Annotated in this window: 15 protein-coding genes; 5 read left to right on the top strand and 10 right to left on the bottom strand. The window is 72.4% G+C overall.

The genetic code is table 11. The features are described from left to right. Window positions 1-60: 60 nt before the first annotated feature. From ACYVLT_RS14830 to ACYVLT_RS14815, 4 genes are read right to left on the bottom strand one after another with little or no spacing between them, the layout of a single operon-like run. Entirely contained in the window at window positions 61-1212 is a 1152-nt protein-coding gene (locus ACYVLT_RS14830) for a DegT/DnrJ/EryC1/StrS family aminotransferase (protein ID WP_461120751.1), read from the bottom strand. Next, window positions 1209-2213, bottom strand: coding sequence for an NAD-dependent epimerase/dehydratase family protein (locus ACYVLT_RS14825; protein ID WP_461120750.1), 1005 nt, complete (start codon window positions 2211-2213; stop codon window positions 1209-1211). Before ACYVLT_RS14825 ends, ACYVLT_RS14830 begins: the two co-directional genes overlap by 4 nt. A gap of 50 nt (window positions 2214-2263) precedes the next feature. After that, window positions 2264-3331 (bottom strand): Gfo/Idh/MocA family protein, encoded by a 1068-nt coding sequence (locus tag ACYVLT_RS14820; protein ID WP_461120749.1) that lies wholly within the window; start codon window positions 3329-3331, stop codon window positions 2264-2266. A gap of 52 nt (window positions 3332-3383) precedes the next feature. Beyond that, window positions 3384-4865 (bottom strand): sugar transferase, encoded by a 1482-nt coding sequence (locus ACYVLT_RS14815; RefSeq protein ID WP_461120748.1) that lies wholly within the window; start codon window positions 4863-4865, stop codon window positions 3384-3386. A 571-nt stretch (window positions 4866-5436) separates the two neighbouring features. Here ACYVLT_RS14815 and ACYVLT_RS14810 point away from each other — a divergent pair. Further along, on the top strand, window positions 5437-5964 hold the full coding sequence (locus ACYVLT_RS14810) for a hypothetical protein (RefSeq protein ID WP_461120747.1): 528 nt from the start codon (window positions 5437-5439) through the stop codon (window positions 5962-5964). Between the two features lie 21 nt (window positions 5965-5985). Here the strand turns inward: ACYVLT_RS14810 and ACYVLT_RS14805 are convergent, their stop codons facing one another. Next, window positions 5986-7797 (bottom strand): tetratricopeptide repeat protein, encoded by a 1812-nt coding sequence (locus ACYVLT_RS14805; protein WP_461121124.1) that lies wholly within the window; start codon window positions 7795-7797, stop codon window positions 5986-5988. 78 nt (window positions 7798-7875) lie between these two features. Continuing rightward, window positions 7876-8097: an RNA-binding S4 domain-containing protein gene (locus tag ACYVLT_RS14800; protein WP_461120746.1), complete on the bottom strand. Its 222-nt coding sequence runs from the start codon at window positions 8095-8097 to the stop codon at window positions 7876-7878. A gap of 120 nt (window positions 8098-8217) precedes the next feature. Between ACYVLT_RS14800 and ACYVLT_RS14795 the strand changes: the two genes are divergently transcribed. Beyond that, window positions 8218-8931 (top strand): DUF742 domain-containing protein, encoded by a 714-nt coding sequence (locus ACYVLT_RS14795; protein WP_461120745.1) that lies wholly within the window; start codon window positions 8218-8220, stop codon window positions 8929-8931. A gap of 23 nt (window positions 8932-8954) precedes the next feature. On the opposite strand, the gene mug is transcribed toward ACYVLT_RS14795, so the two are convergent. Beyond that, entirely contained in the window at window positions 8955-9464 is a 510-nt protein-coding gene (gene mug / locus ACYVLT_RS14790) for a G/U mismatch-specific DNA glycosylase (RefSeq protein WP_461120744.1), read from the bottom strand. Then, a complete protein-coding gene (locus ACYVLT_RS14785) occupies window positions 9461-11257 on the bottom strand; it encodes a bifunctional metallophosphatase/5'-nucleotidase (RefSeq protein ID WP_461120743.1) in 1797 nt (598 codons plus the stop codon). Before ACYVLT_RS14785 ends, mug begins: the two co-directional genes overlap by 4 nt. 307 nt (window positions 11258-11564) lie before the next feature. Between ACYVLT_RS14785 and ACYVLT_RS14780 the strand changes: the two genes are divergently transcribed. Next, on the top strand, window positions 11565-12308 hold the full coding sequence (locus ACYVLT_RS14780) for a carbonic anhydrase family protein (protein WP_461120742.1): 744 nt from the start codon (window positions 11565-11567) through the stop codon (window positions 12306-12308). 49 nt (window positions 12309-12357) lie between these two features. Here ACYVLT_RS14780 and ACYVLT_RS14775 read toward each other — a convergent pair whose 3' ends face one another. Both ACYVLT_RS14775 and ACYVLT_RS14770 read right to left on the bottom strand, forming a co-directional pair. After that, entirely contained in the window at window positions 12358-13026 is a 669-nt protein-coding gene (locus ACYVLT_RS14775) for a copper resistance CopC family protein (RefSeq protein WP_461120741.1), read from the bottom strand. Between the two features lie 11 nt (window positions 13027-13037). After that, the gene (locus ACYVLT_RS14770; protein ID WP_461120740.1) at window positions 13038-13607 is read right to left on the bottom strand and encodes a hypothetical protein; all 570 of its coding nucleotides are present in this window, start codon (window positions 13605-13607) and stop codon (window positions 13038-13040) included. 148 nt (window positions 13608-13755) lie between these two features. Between ACYVLT_RS14770 and ACYVLT_RS14765 the strand changes: the two genes are divergently transcribed. Further along, a complete protein-coding gene (locus tag ACYVLT_RS14765) occupies window positions 13756-14496 on the top strand; it encodes a response regulator transcription factor (protein WP_461120739.1) in 741 nt (246 codons plus the stop codon). Beyond that, window positions 14474-15934, top strand: a complete 1461-nt coding sequence (locus ACYVLT_RS14760) for a sensor histidine kinase (RefSeq protein ID WP_461120738.1) — start codon at window positions 14474-14476, stop codon at window positions 15932-15934. Before ACYVLT_RS14765 ends, ACYVLT_RS14760 begins: the two co-directional genes overlap by 23 nt. Window positions 15935-15975 lie beyond the last annotated feature (41 nt).

The following is a 15975-nucleotide window of genomic DNA, read 5'->3' as shown; positions in this document are numbered from 1 at the left end:
AACGGAAGGATCCGTACCGCCGAACGCCGGCTGTGCCCGGTGCTGCTTCGCGCACCCCGGCTAGTGCGAGGGGATCGCGAGGCGCAGTGCCGCCTTGAGCTCCTCGACCACGGTGTGCTGGTCGTCGGCCGTGAGGTCGTGGTAGAGCGGGAGGATCAACGACCTCTTGGTGAACGCCTCCGTCACCGGGAGGTCGACGTGCGGGTGTCCGGCGTAGGCCGGTTCCAGGTGCGCGGCCATGATCCCCCGGCGCGCGGACACGCCCCGCTCTGCCAGCCGGGCCAGGACGTCGTTGCGCGACAACGCGGTGTCGTCCGGCAGCATGACCCAGAACGACTGGTAGTTCGTCGTGCCGTGGTCCGGGTCGCGCACCGCCCGCAGCCCCGGGACCTCCGCGTCGTCGGCGAGCAACTCCCGGTAGCGGGCCGCCAGCTCGCGCCGGCGTCGCACGATCGCGTCCAGTTTGGACAGCTGCACCAGGCCGACGGCGGCCTGGATGTCGGTCATCCGGTAGTTGAACGCGGTCTCCAGGTAGCTCTCCACGACCGCGCCGCCACCGCTGTGCCGCTCGGCCGCGCTGACGCTCATGCCGTGCTCGCGCAGCCGCTTGGCCCGGCTCGCCCACTCCTCGCGGTTCGTGGTGAGCATCCCGCCCTCGCCCGTGGTGATGAGCTTGCGCGGGTGGAACGACCACGCCGACATCTCGGCGTCCGCGCCGACCGGCACACCCCGGTAGGTCGACCCGGCGGCGCAGGCGGCGTCCTCCACCACGGTGACGCCGCGCGGCCCGCACAGGGCGCGGATCGGGTCGACGTCGGCGGGCACACCGGCCTGGTGCACCAGGATCACCGCACGGGTGCGCCCGGTGAGCACCGGTTCGATCGTGGCCGCGGACAGGTTGCCCGTCTCCGGCTCCACGTCGGCGAACACGGGCGTTGCGCCGCAGTAGCGGACCGCGTTGGCGGTGGCGATGAACGACAGGGACGGCACCACGACCTCGTCGCCCGGCCCCACGTCGAGCAGGTGCAGCGCGACGTGCAGGGCGGTCGTGCACGACGACATGGCCACCGCGTGCACCGCGGCGACGCGGCGCGCGAAGGCGTCCTCGAACGCGGCGACCTTCGGCCCCTGCGCGACCCAACCGGACAGCACGGCGGCGGACGCGGCCTCGGCCTCCTCCGCGCCGAGCCACGGCTTCATCACCGGGATCACCGCGACACCCCGGTCCCGGCGGCGGCCATGGCGGCCTGCCACCACGACACGAGGCCGCGCAGGCCGTCCACCAGCTCGATGTCGGGCTTCCAGCCGAGGTCGCGCGCGGCGGCGGAGATGTCGGCCAGCCGGCGCGTGACGCCGTTGACCGCGCGTTCCGGGCCGTGCTCCAGCGGCAGGTCGGAGTCCATCGCGGCGAGCAGGGCCAGCGCCAGGTCCTTGAGGCTGGTCTCCCGGGCGCTGGCGATGTTGTAGACGTCGTCGGTGACGGGCGACTTCGCGGCGAGGACGTTGGCGCGGGCGATGTCGTGCACGTGCACGAAGTCCATGGTCTGCGCGCCGTCGCCGAAGATCAGCGGCGGCTTGCCGTCGGCGATGCGCTCCATCCAGCGGATCAGCACCTCGGTGTACTTGCCGTGCGCGTCCATCCGCGGCCCGTAGACGTTGAAGTAGCGCAGCGCGACGTAGTCCAGCCCGTACATGGCGTGGAAGCTGCGCAGCATGCCCTCGTTGAACGCCTTGGCCGCGCCGTAGAACGTGTCGTTGTTGTACGGGTGGTGCCGCTCGGTGGTGGGGAACTGCTCGGCCAGGCCGTAGACCGATGCCGACGACGACGCGACGACCTTCTTCACACCTGCCGCCGCGGCGGCCTCGACCACCGTGAACGTGCCGTCGACCAGGCACTCCAGCGCGAGCCGCGGTTCCTCGGCGCACTGCGTGATCCGGATGGCGGCGAGGTGGAACACCAGGTCGGTGCCCCGGCTCAGCTCGGCCAGCAGCGCCCGGTCGTTGATGTCGCCCTCGACCACGGTGAGCCGGTCGCCCGCCACCGCGACCGCGTCGGCCAGGTTCTCCCGGCGGCCGCGGACGAAGTTGTCCAGCACGACCACCTCGGCGGCGCCGGCGGCGAGCAACTGGTCCACCACCGCGGAGCCGATGGTGCCCGCCCCTCCGGTGACGAGGGCCCGTTGGCCGGTGATCGGCTGAGCCGCGTCCGACATGGTGCTGGTTCCTTCCGTGCGGTCGTGCTGGTGGTGGGTCACGTGGTGGGTCACGCGGTGGTGGCGAGCTGGACGAGGTCCGGCCGGTCGACCCGGGTGACGGTGACGAACTCGCCGCCCGCGGCGAGGCTGGCGGAGGCGGCTTCCAGGGTGGCCAGCACCCGCAGGCCGGACCAGCCGTCGGTCAGCGGCGCGCGCTTCTCGGTGATGGCGGCGGCGAACTCCGCCATCATCCCGCGCAACGCCTCCTTCTCCGGCAGCGCGGGTGCGACGGTGTCGCCGCGGCGGTAGGAGATGATCGCCTGGCGGCGGTCCTCGTCGTCCTCGATGCGGTCCGCGCCCCGGTCGTGCACCGACAGGCGCTGCACGGCGTTGACGTCGTCCCACACGACCGTGCGACGGGAGCCGCCGACGATCATGGTGCGGATCTTGGTCGGCGACAGCCAGTTCACGTGCACGTGGGCCAGCACGCCGTCGGACAGCTCCAGCGTCAGGTGGCCGACGCACGCGCGGCCCGCGCCGATCGGGTCCGAGCCGTGCGCGGCGACCCGCGCCACGTGCACGTCGTCGGGCAGGATCGCGTCGAAGATCGACAGGTCGTGCGGCGCGAGGTCCCAGAACACGTCGACGTCGGGCTGCACCAGTCCGAGGTTGACCCGCACCGAGTCCAGGTACTGCACGGTGCCGATCTCGCCGTCGCGCACGAGGTGCCGCAGGTGCTGCACGGTCGGCGTGTAGACGAAGGTGTGGTCGAGCATCAGCGTGAGGCCGCGCTGGTCGGCCTCGCGGACCAGCTCCAGACCGTCCGCGTAGTTCGCCGCCAGCGGCTTCTCCACCAGCACGTGCTTGCCCGCCCGCAACGCCGCCAGGGCGACCGGCAGGTGCGTGGCGGCCGGGGTGGCGATGGCGACCGCGTCGACCGCCGGGTCGGCGAGCACGTCGTCCAGCGAGCCGGACACCCGGACGGTGGAGTAGTCGCCCAGCACCCGCCGGGCCCGCTCCACGTCCAGGTCGCACAGGTAGCGCAGCTTCAGCCCCGGGGTGGCCTGGGCGTTGCGCACCAGGTTCGGCCCCCAGTAGCCGGCGCCGATCACGGCGATGCCGATCGGCTGGTCCATCTCGCTCCCCCAATTTCCGCCTCCGCTGGGAGGCGCGTGTCGGCTGGTCATCTCAGTAGGCACCCTGGCCGCCGAAGACGGCGCGGAAGGTCTTCCACAAGATCAGTGCGTCGAGCGCGAGCGACCACTCCTCCACGTACCGGAGGTCGAGCCGCACGGACTCCTCCCACGACAGGTCGCTGCGCCCGGAGACCTGCCACAACCCCGTGAGGCCCGGCTTGACCAGCAACCGGCGGCGCATGGCGGGGCCGTACTTGGCGCTCTCCTCCGGCAGCGGCGGCCGTGGGCCGACCAGCGACATGGCGCCGGTGAGGACGTTGAACAGCTGCGGCAGCTCGTCCAGCGAGTAGCGCCGCAGGAACCGGCCGACGGAGGTGACGCGGGGGTCGCGGCGCATCTTGAACAGCACGCCCGCGCCTTCGTTCACCGCTTGCAGCTTGGCGCGCAGCGCGTCGGCGTTGGTGACCATGGTGCGGAACTTCAGGATGGTGAACGGCGTGCCGTCCTTGCCCACCCGGCGCTGCCGGTAGAGCACCGGGCCCCTGGTGTCGACCATGATCGCCACCGCGACGGCCAGCAGCACCGGGCTGAGCAGCGCCACCAGCGCGGTCGAGCCGATCTTGTCCACGGCCGTCTTGACCACGCGGCGGAAGCCGGTGAACGACGGCTCGCTGACCCGCAGCAGCGGCATCCCCAACACGCCGGTCACGTGCAGCCGAGGTCCGGCGAAGTCCATCAGGGCGGGCGCGACGACCATCTCGGTGCCGGTGCCCTCCAGGTCCCACGCCAGCTGCTGGAGCCTGCGCGGCGTCCAGTAGGCGTCGGCGGTGACCGCGACGATCCGGTAGCCGCCGCGGCGGACCTGCTCGGCGAGTTCGCCGAACCGGCCGACGACCGGCACGCCCTCCAGTTCGACGCCGATCTCGGCGCGACCGTCCACCGTGCAGACCGCGTCCACGCGCCAGCCCAGGTGCGGCGCGCGGCGGGTGCGGCTGATCAGGTCGGTGACGGTGTCGGTGTTGCCCGCGGCGAGCACCGGCAGCAGGCAGCGGCCCTCGCCGCGGGCGCGGTGCAGCGGGCGGCGCAGCAGGTAGCGGACCGGGAAGGCGACCAGCGCGACGGCCGGGCCGACCACGAAGACCCACAGGCGGGCGCCGGGCAGGTCGGCCGCCAGCGCGCCCAGGCCCAGCGCGATGACGGAGGCGAACAGGCCCCGGCCGAGGCGGCGGAACTCCTCCGCGCCCTGGCCGAGCACCATGGGGTTCCACACCCGGCTCAGGAACAGCGAGCCGACGATCACCGCGACCGTGACCGCTTCCAGCGCGACCAGGGGCAGCGGCCCGACCGAGGCGTGGCGGGAGGACAGGACGAGTCCCGCGAGCAGGACGACCACGACCGTGCAGAGGACGTCGGCGACGATCACGCCGTAGCGGTAGGCGGGTTCCCAGCTGCCGACGGTGGGACTGGTGGTGCGGTTGGTGGTGGCGACCCCCGCGACCGGTCTGTGTCGTGTGGGCTGGACCTGCTCGCTCATCGTGGGACTCCCCGGGTTGGTCCGGTTCGGACGTGCTCGTGCGCAGGACATCCCCGACGGACCCGCGTGGTGTACGGCGAATGTGGGCCGGCGATTTCTCCGGCGGCCAATCGGTCATTCGTCGGGCCGACGGGATGCGTTACACACACAGTGAGCTTCCGCCGACGGCCATTCCTCGGTGGGACACTCGGCGCGCACCCAGACGGGTCGTGGGGTGACTTCGGGTTACCGACAACGTTCCCGGAAATGGGCTTGCCACCCGCCGGGACGCCGCCGTCCACAGTGTCCGGTGGGGCTCGCGCAGGCACGTGGACACGTCCATCGAATCTGGGACGGCTTCCGTTACAGCGGGTTTTCGACGGCGGTCGAATCTGACCCGGAAATGCCCCTAAAAGGACTTGCTACCCAACCTGGCCGACCGCATCGTGGCGGTCGGCCATCACCCTTTCACAGACCGGTAGCAGCTATTCGGCGCAACGGCACGGGCACTTCGGGGCTCCGGGCCGTGCCATTTCCCCCCGGTCGGTCGATCGGGAGTGACGACCGCCACTCTTCGGACCACAATGGTGACGTGGTCGTCGTGTGGGTGATCGGCGGGCTGCTGGGCGCGTTCCACGGCGCTTGGGCGTGGCGCACCCGGCTGTACCCGCGCGGTCCGCGCGGCGTCGCGCTCGCAGTGGTGGACGCCACGTGGAGCCTGCCGAACACGATCGCCGGCGCGGCGTTCCTGGCCTGCGCGCTGGCGCGCGGCAACCGGGTGGATGCGGAGTTCAGCAGGCACCGGGGCACGCTCGGGCTGCGCGACGGGGTGATCAAGGGCTTCGCCACCACGGTCGGGCCGGTGCAGGCCGGCATCGCGATGGGCGTCGACGACCACGAGGCCGTGCACGTGCTCCAGGCACGGCTGTTCGGCCCGCTCTACCTGCCGCTGGTGCTGGTGAACTGGGTCGTGGCCACCGTGCTGCCGTACTGGCTGCTCTACCACGACCGTGCGGCGGCCCCGATCGACGGCGTGGGCGCCTACTTCCAACGCGGCGTCTACCCGCACTGCTGGCACGAGGAGTGGGCCTACCGCCGCCAGGGCTCACCACCACGATGAGCCGCCCGCGCCGGGTACGGGTCAGGAGCCGTCGTCCGTGGCGAGCTTGAGGTTGGCACGGATCGTCCTCGTCACGGGGTGGTCGGACCCCATCACCCGCTCGGCATCGGCGAGTGCCGCCTCGTACAGCGGAATCGCCCGCCTCAGGTCACCGGTCGCCTTGTAGGCGTGGGCGAGGTTGTTCCGCGACGTCAGCGTGCCAGGGTGATCGGGACCGAACACTCGCTCCCGATCCGCCAACGTCGCCTCGAACATCGCAACCGCTCGTTCCAGATCACCCAGCGACTGGTAGGCGTGGGCGAGGTTGTTCCGCGAGCGCAGCGTCTCCGGGTGATCGTGACCCGACACCCGCTCCCGATCGGCCAACGTCGCCTCGTTCAGCGCGACCGACCGCTCCAGATCACCCGCCAACCTGTAGGCGTAGCCGAGATTGTGCTGTGCGGCCAGGGTATACGGGTGGTCAGGGCCGTGGAGACGTCCGTAGCCGTGCATGGCGCGGGTGAACAGTGCGATCGCGGTGGCCGCATCGCCCTGGCCGAGCAGGTATGGGCTGAGTTCGTTGGCGAGCACGCCGAGATCGTCGGTATCGCGGTTGGTGTGGTCCAGCAGCGCCTGTCCGTGAGGTAGCACCGACTGGAAGGCAGGCCAGTCCGCGGGCAGGCCCGGATCGGCTCCGGCAACAGCCCGCACGAGGAGGGAGACGGTGGTGTCGCAGGCGCGGGTGATGTCGTCGGGTTGGCGGTGGGGGTCGTCGGCGTCGGGGGTGCGGGTGACGGCTTGGACCAGCCGGTGCACGCTCACGGCGTCGGCGGTGAGGGTGATCATGCTGTAGGCGGCCAGCCTGCCCAGTGCGTGCACCACGTCGGGCTCCGGCTCGTCACCCGCGATCAGGGTGCGGGGGATGTCGTCCGGCGCGTACCAGGCCAGCCGACGGAGCAACTCGCCCGCCAGCGGGGTGTCGGCGAGCCGGTCCAGGGTGACGCGCCAGACGCGGGCCGCGGTGCGCTGGGCGTCGCCGCCCTCGGCGGTAGCGGTGAACATCCGGTCCGGGTACCGGCGCAGCAGGTCGAGGTAGGCGGTCGGGGTGATGCGGGTCTGGGCGAGGTAGGCGCCGGCCTGCTCGATCGCCAGCGGCAGCCGGCCCAGCTCCTCGCACAACCGCGCGGCGTCGGCCAGGTCGGCCCCGGGCCACTGCTCCCCCACGATCCGGGTCAGCAGCTCCACCGCCTCGGCCGGCGGCAGGACGTCCACCGCCACCGTCGTCCCGCGCCAACCTCCCGCCTGGCGGGAGGTGATCACGACCGTGCCGGTGCGCACCCGCTCCAACAAACCCGCCGCGTCGGCCGGGCCCGTGAGGTTGTCGAGCACGAGCAGCCAGCCCTCGTGGGAGGCCAGCCACCGCACGGCCAGCTCGACCCGCTGCTCCAGGGTCAGGTCCGCGGTCTGGGGCGCGAGGGCGACCGCCAGGTCCGCGAGACCGGTGTCCAAGGCGGCGGGTGCGTCGGCGGTGATCCACCACACGGGCGCGTAGCGCTCGGCGCCCGACTCGGCGAACCGGGCCGCCAGGGTGCTCTTGCCGACCCCGCCCAACCCGTGCACGGCCACCACCACGGCACGGCCACCGGACCGGGCGACGGCCGTGGCCAACCGCGCCAGCTCGGCGGTCCGACCGACGAACGACCCCGGCACCACCGGCACGCGCCCGACCCACGACCCTGCCGGCAGCTCCTCCATCACCGGCACCGCCGGCGCGGCCCGCACCGTGACGTCCCGGCCAGCCTGGTAGAAGGTCGCACCGCCGGACGCCTCACCGGTCTGGCTCACCGCGCTCACGTCGCCCAAGCCAACCACCCCAGTCGGTGCGCACCCCCGGCACAACGCAGAACTGCGGACAGCAGCCGGGCGAGCGGGCTAACGTCCGGTAACCAAGCGGACCTTCTCCTCGCCGACGGCGACCACGTCGCCCTCGTGCAGCTGGGCCCCGCGCCGCGTCTCCAGCCGGCCGTTCACCGTCACCTCGTCGGATTCGACCAGCTCACGGGCGTGCGCACCGTTGTCCGCCAAGCCCGCCAGCTTGAGGAACTGGCCCAACCTGATCATGTCGTCGGAGATCCCGACCTCGCGGATGCGCATCGTCCCATCATCCTCCAACGTGCACGTGCGCCCGCACGTGCCGCCGGTTAACGAGGATTGCACGGACTCGAAACACGCACGACATCATCCGCACGCGGTTCGGTCTACGGTTCCCGGAATGTGAGCACAGGCAGCTCTGACCCGGAGCCGACCGGCGGCGAGCGCAGACGCCGCCGGTCCCTGCGCGGGGAAGTCGGCACGACCGGCGCCCGGTTCGGCTCCCCCTCGCTGCGTCGCAGTCTCGAAGAAGAGCCTACGGATAGCCCCAAACCGCCGCGAAGGCGGAGGTCCCTTCGGGGCGAGGTCGGCGCCACCGGCGCCAGGTTCGGCTCGGCCGCGCTGCGCCGGAGCCTGGACGAGGAGCCGGAGGACCGGCTGGAGGACACCGCGCCGTTCGAGGCGCCCTACGACTACGTCGACCCACCGTCCGTGCCGATCGGGCGCGAGCCGGAACCGTGGTCGGAACGCGAGCCCGACCCGGACGTCGAGGAGTTCTCCGGTCCCCTGGTCCGCCCCTACGCGTGGACGGGCGGCCGCACGGCCGCCCACTACGACCTGAGGCTGGAGACCCTGGTCTCGCTGGAGGAGAACGGCATCGCGATCGCCATGCGCGACACCACCGCCGAACAGCGGTCGATCGTGGAGATGTGCGCCAACCCCCGTTCGGTCGCCGAGGTCTCCGCGCTGCTGGCCGTGCCGCTGGGCGTGGTGCGGGTGCTGCTCAGCGACCTCATCGGGATGGGCGTGGTCGCGGTGCACGACAACGCCGCCGCGCCCGAAGGAGCCGATTTCACGCTGCTGGAACGGGTGCTGGTGGGCCTGCGGAACCTGTGACGGGGAAGTCGGTCGTTGGCGTCCTAGTCGGGCTGGGTGAGCGCTGAGCGCAGTTGGCCGAAGACCTCGGCCAGGGCGGGCAGCTGGTAGTGGGCGTTCAGGCCGCTGGGGTTGGGCAGCACCCACAGCCGGGAGGAGGCGATCGACTCGTCCTGCGGGCCGATCTTCGCCGCCTTGCGACCGAACGCCGCCCGGTAGGCCGTCACGCCGACGACCGCCACCACCCGCGGCCGGTACCGCTCGGCCAGCGCGGTCAACCTCGCCCCGCCCGCGCGCAGCTCCTCGGGCGTCAGCTCGTCGGCCCGCGCGGTCGGCCGGGCGACCAGGTTGGTGATGCCGAGCCCGTAGCGCGGCAGCTCGCCCTGCTCGGCGGGGGTCAGCCGGCGCGGCGTGAAGCCGGACAGGTGCAGCGCCGGCCAGAACCGGTTGCCCGGCCGGGCGAAGTGCTGCCCCTTGGCGGCCGACAGCAGGCCGGGGTTGATGCCGCAGAACAGCACGTCCAGCCCTGGCTCGACGATGTCCGGCAAGCTCACCCGACCACCACCACCGGCGCGCCGTCGACCACCAGTCGCCAGTCGACGCGGTGGAACGCGGCGGGGTCGATCTCGCCGCGCTCCCGCACCCGGTCGAGGATCAGCTGCCGGATCTCCCACTGCCGGTTGTGCAGCACCGGCGCGGTGGCGATGTGCGGGAAGTTGCCGCCACCCGCCTGCCGGTAGTTGTTGACCGCCACCGCGAACACCTGCTCCGCGCGCACCGCCACGCCGTCGTGGGCCAGGCCGGTGATCCGCTGCCCCACCGGCCGCGCCAGGTCGATGTCGTAGGTCAGCGGCGCGTCGACACCGGCGGCCACGTCGTAGAGGTAGTCCGGCGTGCCGCCCGCGTTGGTCAGCGCGTCCGGGTGGTGCGGCCCGGGCGTGCCGACGGCCTTGAAGTAACCCGCGGACCGCTCCAGGTAGTCCTTGAGCTGCGCGCCGGTGAGCCGCACGCCGACCAGGGTGTTGTCGAAGGGGTAGAGCCCGGCCACGTCGCGCAACGACACGTCGCCCGCCGGGATCCCGGCGGCCTTGTTGAACGGCGAGGCCAGCGACAGCACGGGCAGCGCCTCGGTCAGGTCCGCCCTCAACGCCTCGCCCTGCACCACGTTGACGAGGTCGAGGGCGGCGGTGTCCTCGTAACGCGCGGTGGCGGCCGACATGGCGGACTTCGACGTGCCGATCCTGGCGTTGACGTAGGCCACGACCTTGTCGTGGTCGTCGCGCAGCCTGCGCACGATCACCGGGTCCTCGGGCACGGTGTTGGTGTCGAGCACCTGGGCGCGGGACGCCTCGGCGCGCCAGCCCCGCCCCGGCGTCCACGCCAGGTCGAACTCCATCAGGCTCAGCCGCTTGCCCCAGAACAGCGGCTCGGTCAGCAGCACCTGCTTGCCGGTGGCCTTGTTGGTGACGAACCGCTGCGCGATCTCGGTGTGCGCGTGCCCGACCAGGATCGCGTCGATGCCCGGCACCTCCTCGGCGACCAGCGCGGAGCAGTTCTCCGGGAACGGCAGCAGGTCGCCCAGCGACGACGACAGGTCCGCGCCGGAGTGCGCCGCGACCACCACGAGGTCCGCGCCGGCCCGGCGCACCCGCGGCACCCACTCGCGGGCCTGCTCCAGCACGCCGGGGAACGTCATCCGGCCTTCGACGTGCGCCTTGTCCCAGATCGCGATGCCCGGGTTGGTCAGGCCGAGGATGCCGACCCGCAGCGGCGCGGCGCCGGTGCGCCACACGGTCTTGATCACGTACGGGCGGAACGCGGGTTCGCCGGTGGCCGAGTCCACCGCGTTCGCCGCGAGCAACGGAAAGTCCAGCTGCTGCTCGAACGCCCGCAGCAGGGGGATGCCGTAGTTGAACTCGTGGTTGCCGAGCGCGGCGGCGTCGTAGCCGAGTTCGTTCATCGCGGCGGCCATCGGGTGCACCTGACGGCGGCCGATGGGCTCAACCTTGGCGTAGTAGTAGGCCAGCGGCGTGCCCTGGATGGTGTCGCCCGCGTCGACGAGCAGGGTGCGGTGCGCGCCGCGTTCCTGGCGGACCGCCTTGACCAGGGTGGACAGCTTCGCCAGGCCGACGTCGTTGTGCGCGGCGTCGTCGAACTCCCGGTCGGCGAAGTAGTCCCAGTTGAAGACGTTGCCGTGCAGGTCCGTGGTGCCGAGGACGGTGAGCGTGAACCGCCGTCCCCCGGTCCGGTCGGCCGCGCGGGCCGTGGTGCGGAACCCGGCGGCGGCGAGCACGGCCGCCGCGCCGCCGGCGAGCAGGGCACGGCGGTGCAAGGGAGATCCGGTCATGGGGCGACCGTAGCCATTGACCGTTGACCACCGGGCGGGTTCGCCGGTGCGCGCGGACCCGCGGAGATCATTCACCTGGCGTCACGCGAAGCACGGGCGGTTTCTGCCCATTAGTGCGTTAGGTACCGAATTCATCACCCTTCGGTGATCTCTCTGTGACGGATTGCACAGCTTGCTATGCCGCTTCTGGTGCTTTCGGGTGATTTCTGGACCTTCTGACCGCCACTCGAACGGGTGAAGGATGACGTCGTCCCGCCCGGCGGGTCGATCCTCGTCCGGGCCCAGGTTCGCAGAAGGGCCGCACCACGTGGCAAGGAAGAACATCGTCGCCGTAGCCGTCCCCGTCGTCCTCAGCGCGTTGCTGACCGCCGGCGTCGCCCCGGCCCAATCGCAGGTGCCGCTGCAGAGCCCGATCGACATCACACCCTCGGCGATCCGCTTCGACCCGCACCTGCCCCAGCTGGAGATCTCCTACGCCCACCACGCCTCCGGCGACCTCCACTACGTCCGCAAGGACACCGCCGCGGCCGACGGCTGCAGCGTGCGCAACCACGAGGAGACCGAGGAGTTCGAGGTCGAGCCCGGCGCCGGGCACGTGACGCTCTCCGGCGTCCGGTACGACCTAGTGCAGTTCCACTTCCACACCCCGTCGGAGCACCGGTTCGCGGGCCGCGCCGACCCGCTGGAGATGCACCTGGTGCACCGCAGCGCCGCGGGTTCCCTGCTGGTGGTCGGCGTGCCGCTGCGGGTCGGCGCACCGTCCACGGTGGACAAGGTGCTGGCGCACCTCGCACCGGAGTGCGGCGAGGAGGTGCACCTCGGCGACATCGACCTGAACACCCTGCTGCCGGTGAACCGCGCCACCGCCCGCTACACCGGCTCGCTCACCACCGCGCCGTTCACCGAGGGCGTGCAGTGGTTCCTGATGGGCGAGAAGACGGTCACCCAGGCCACCGTCTCCCGCTTCCAGGCCCTGTTCTACGAGGGCAACGCGCGCCCGGTGCAGCCGCTGAACGGCCGCACCGTCCGAGTGGAGCTGCCGCACATCTGACGGGTCGGTGGGGCGGGGAGATCCGCCCCACCGACGCGCGAAGGATCGGCTACTCGGCCGGCTCGTCGGTGCCCTTGGTGGTCCCGGAACCGGCCCTGCGCCGGCGCAGGACCACGCCGACCGCGATGCCGAGCGCGGCGAGCACCGCCGCGATCAGGATCCACACCCACGGCGACGGGCCGTCGTCGTCCACCTTCACCGTGGCGGTCGAGGTGGACGACGTCGGGGTCGGCGCGGCGGCGTCCAGGGTGGTCGTGCCGGCCGGCTCGGTGCTCGTGACGTCGGCGCCGTTCGTGGAGGTCACGGCGGGCGCGGTGATCGCGGGCGTGGTGGTCGGGGCCGGTGCGGCGGGCGGCGCGGTCAGCGTGAAGGCGAACGTGCCGTCGACGAAGTCGCCGTCCAGCGACTCGACCATCCAGGCCACCGTGTGCGGCCCGGCGGGCGACCCGGACTCGCGCACCGCGATGGTCAACGTCGCCCCGTCCGCCACCACCTCGCCCAACGGCCACGTGCTGCCGTCCGGGCCGGTGACGGTGACCGTGGCGCTCTCGGCCGGCACCGGCTCGGTGAACGTCAGCGTGAGCCGGGTGGGGCGCTGCGGCACCGACGCGCCGTTCGCCGGGTCGCTGGACACCAGGTCGGTGTGGGCGAGCGCCTGGGGCGCCACCCCGAACAGGATCAGCGTTGCCAGGAGTGCCGAGAGCGCCAGTCGGGTCATGGCGACTAGTTCTACCGGGTCGGGGGTGCGTCCTGCCCATCGGTCGAGTCAGGTTTCGCGGGCGGCTGGCCGTTGCCCTGCTTCTGCTGCGGGCCGCGCCGCACGTCCCCTTCGATGATGCTGTCGACGGTCGCCTCGCCGGCGCCGTCCTCCCGGCCCGCGATGATCGTCACGACGTCGCCCTCGGCGATGTCGTCCAGGTCGCCCTGCCCGCCGTTGACCTGCGTGTCGCCGTCGAGCCTGTAGGTGCCGCTGAACCCGTCGGTGCTCCGCACCGTGATGGAGGACTCGCTGACCTCGGTGACCTGACCGTTCTGGAACTCGCCGTGCTGGGTGTCGCCGAACGGCCCGCCCATGATCACCAGGCCGCCGTTGCCCCGGCGGTAGCCGCCGGGGCCGCCCATGCCCTGGGCGGCGTCGGAGGTGCTCGCGGCGTAGATGACACCGCCGCCGACGGCGGCGATGCCGACCGCGATCGCGACCGCGGCGATGGTCTTGCGGCCGTTCCAGCCGGTTCCGGGAGCGGCGGCCGGCGGCGGCTCTTCACCCCAGGTCGGGTGCTGCTCGGTGTCGGTAGTCATGGCGACCACCGTCTCGGGCGAGCCTGTGAACGGGCTGTGCGCCCCTTGGGCGGTGGCTGTGCGTGTGCCGCGCCCGGCCGGTCCGGTTCACAGGTGGTACACAGGACCGGCACAGGTCCGGCTCAAGGGCCGGGTCCAGGATCGGAGCATGCGCCCAGTGTCCGCTTCGGGGTCCTCCCCTGAACTGCGCCGCCCGGACGGCAGTCCGGTGCGCGTCCTCGTGGTGGACGACGAGTCCACGTTGGCCGAACTGATGTCCATGGCGTTGCGGATGGAGCGCTGGGAGGTCCGCACCGCGCTGGACGGCACGTCGGCCGTGCGGACCGCGCGCGAGTTCCGACCGGACGTGGTGGTGCTGGACGTGATGCTGCCCGACTTCGACGGGCTGGAGGTGCTGCGCCGGATGCGGGCGGACCTGCCCGGCCTGCCGGTGCTGTTCCTCACCGCCAAGGACGCGGTGGAGGACCGGATCGCGGGGCTCACCGCGGGCGGCGACGACTACGTGACCAAGCCGTTCAGCCTGGAGGAGGTCGTGCTGCGGCTGCGCGGCCTGCTGCGCCGCACCGGCGTCACCGAGGCGGGCGCGGGCACCGAGCTGGTGGTGGGCGACCTGGTGCTGGACGAGGAGACGCGCGAGGTGCGCCGCGGCGACACCGCGATCGACCTCACCGCGACCGAGTTCGAACTGCTGCGGTTCCTGATGCGCAACCCCAAGCGGGTGCTGTCGAAGGCGCAGATCCTGGACCGGGTGTGGAGCTACGACTTCGGCGGCCAGGCCAACATCGTCGAGCTGTACATCTCCTACCTGCGCAAGAAGATCGACGTCGGCCGGACGCCGATGATCCACACGATGCGGGGCGCGGGCTATGTCCTCAAGCCCTCGTCCTGAGCACCCCTCGCCGACCGGGAGCTGGCCGCTGCGGACCAAGCTGGTGGTGGCCCAGGTGGTCCTGCTGGCGGTCGTGTGCGCGATCATCGGCGTGGCGACCGGGTTCGCGCTGCGGGACACCCTGATCGCCCGGTTGGACGACCAGCTGGTCGAGACCGCGGCCAGGGTCGGGCGCGAGGTCCCGCCGCCGTTCCCGGGCCGGTTCGACAACCCGCTGGACGGACCCGGGTTCGGGCCGGGCACGCTGGTGCTGATCAAGCACCCCAACGGCGGCACCAACGCCGAGCGGATCACGCCGGACGGCGGTGACCGGGCCGGGCTGTCGACCGACGTGGCGGCGCTGGCCGAGGCGGCGGCCGCGGACGGCAAGCCGCGCACGGTGTGGCTGGGCGACGAGCTGGGCGACCACCGCATCATCGCGACCACCACGCCGACCGGCCTGAAGGTGATCACCGGGCTGCCGATGGCCGACGTCGACAGCACGGTGTGGCGGATGGGGTGGATCCTCGGCGGCGTGGCGCTGGCCGGGCTGGTCGGGGTGAGCCTGGCCGGCGCGCTGATCGTGCGACGCACCCTGCGCCCGCTGGAACGGGTCGCCGCGACCGCGAGCCGGGTGGCCGAGCTGCCGTTGCACCAGGGCGAGGTGGCGCTGGCCGAACGGGTGCCCGAGGAGTACGCCGACCCCGACACCGAGGTCGGCCAGGTCGGCCTCGCGCTGAACCGGATGATCGGCCACGTCGGCAGCGCGTTGGCGGCCCGGCACGCCAGCGAGACGCGGGTCCGGCAGTTCGTCGCCGACGCGAGCCACGAGCTGCGCACCCCCCTGGCCGCGATCCGCGGCTACGCCGAGCTGACCCGCCGCTCGTCCGACGAGGTGCCGCCGCAGATCGCGCACGCGATGCGGCGGGTGGAGTCCGAGGCGGTGCGGATGACGTCGCTGGTGGAGGACCTGCTGCTGCTGGCCCGGCTGGACGCCGGGCGTCCGCTGGCGCGTGCGCCGGTCGAGCTGTCGCGGCTGGTGGTCGACACGGTCAGCGACGCCCGGATCGCCGGACCGGACCACGAGTGGCGGCTGGAGCTGCCGCCCGACGCCGTCCAGGTGACCGGTGACGCGGACAAGCTGCACCAGGTGCTGGCGAACCTGCTGTCCAACGCGCGCACGCACACGCCGCCGGGCACGACGGTCACCACGTCCCTGTCCACCGTGGAGGGCGGGGTGCGCGTGGCGGTGAGCGACGACGGTCCCGGCATCCCCGCCGGGCAGCAGGGCGAGGTGTTCGAGCGGTTCAGCCGGGGCGAGGTCTCGCGGTCCCGCGCGGCCGGGAGCACCGGGCTCGGCCTGTCGATCGTGGCCGCCGTCGTGGCCTCGCACAACGGTTCCGTGCGGCTGGCGAGCGGGCCCGGCCGGACCACGTTCACCGTCCACCTGCCGCGCTGACCCGACCGGCACCGCACCCGGCCGGGGCTCGGTCGCGCGCA

It is taken from the genome of Saccharothrix stipae, assembly GCF_054781895.1.
The sequence above is the reverse complement of the archived record's forward strand: the minus strand, read 5'-3'. Positions and strand labels throughout refer to the sequence as shown.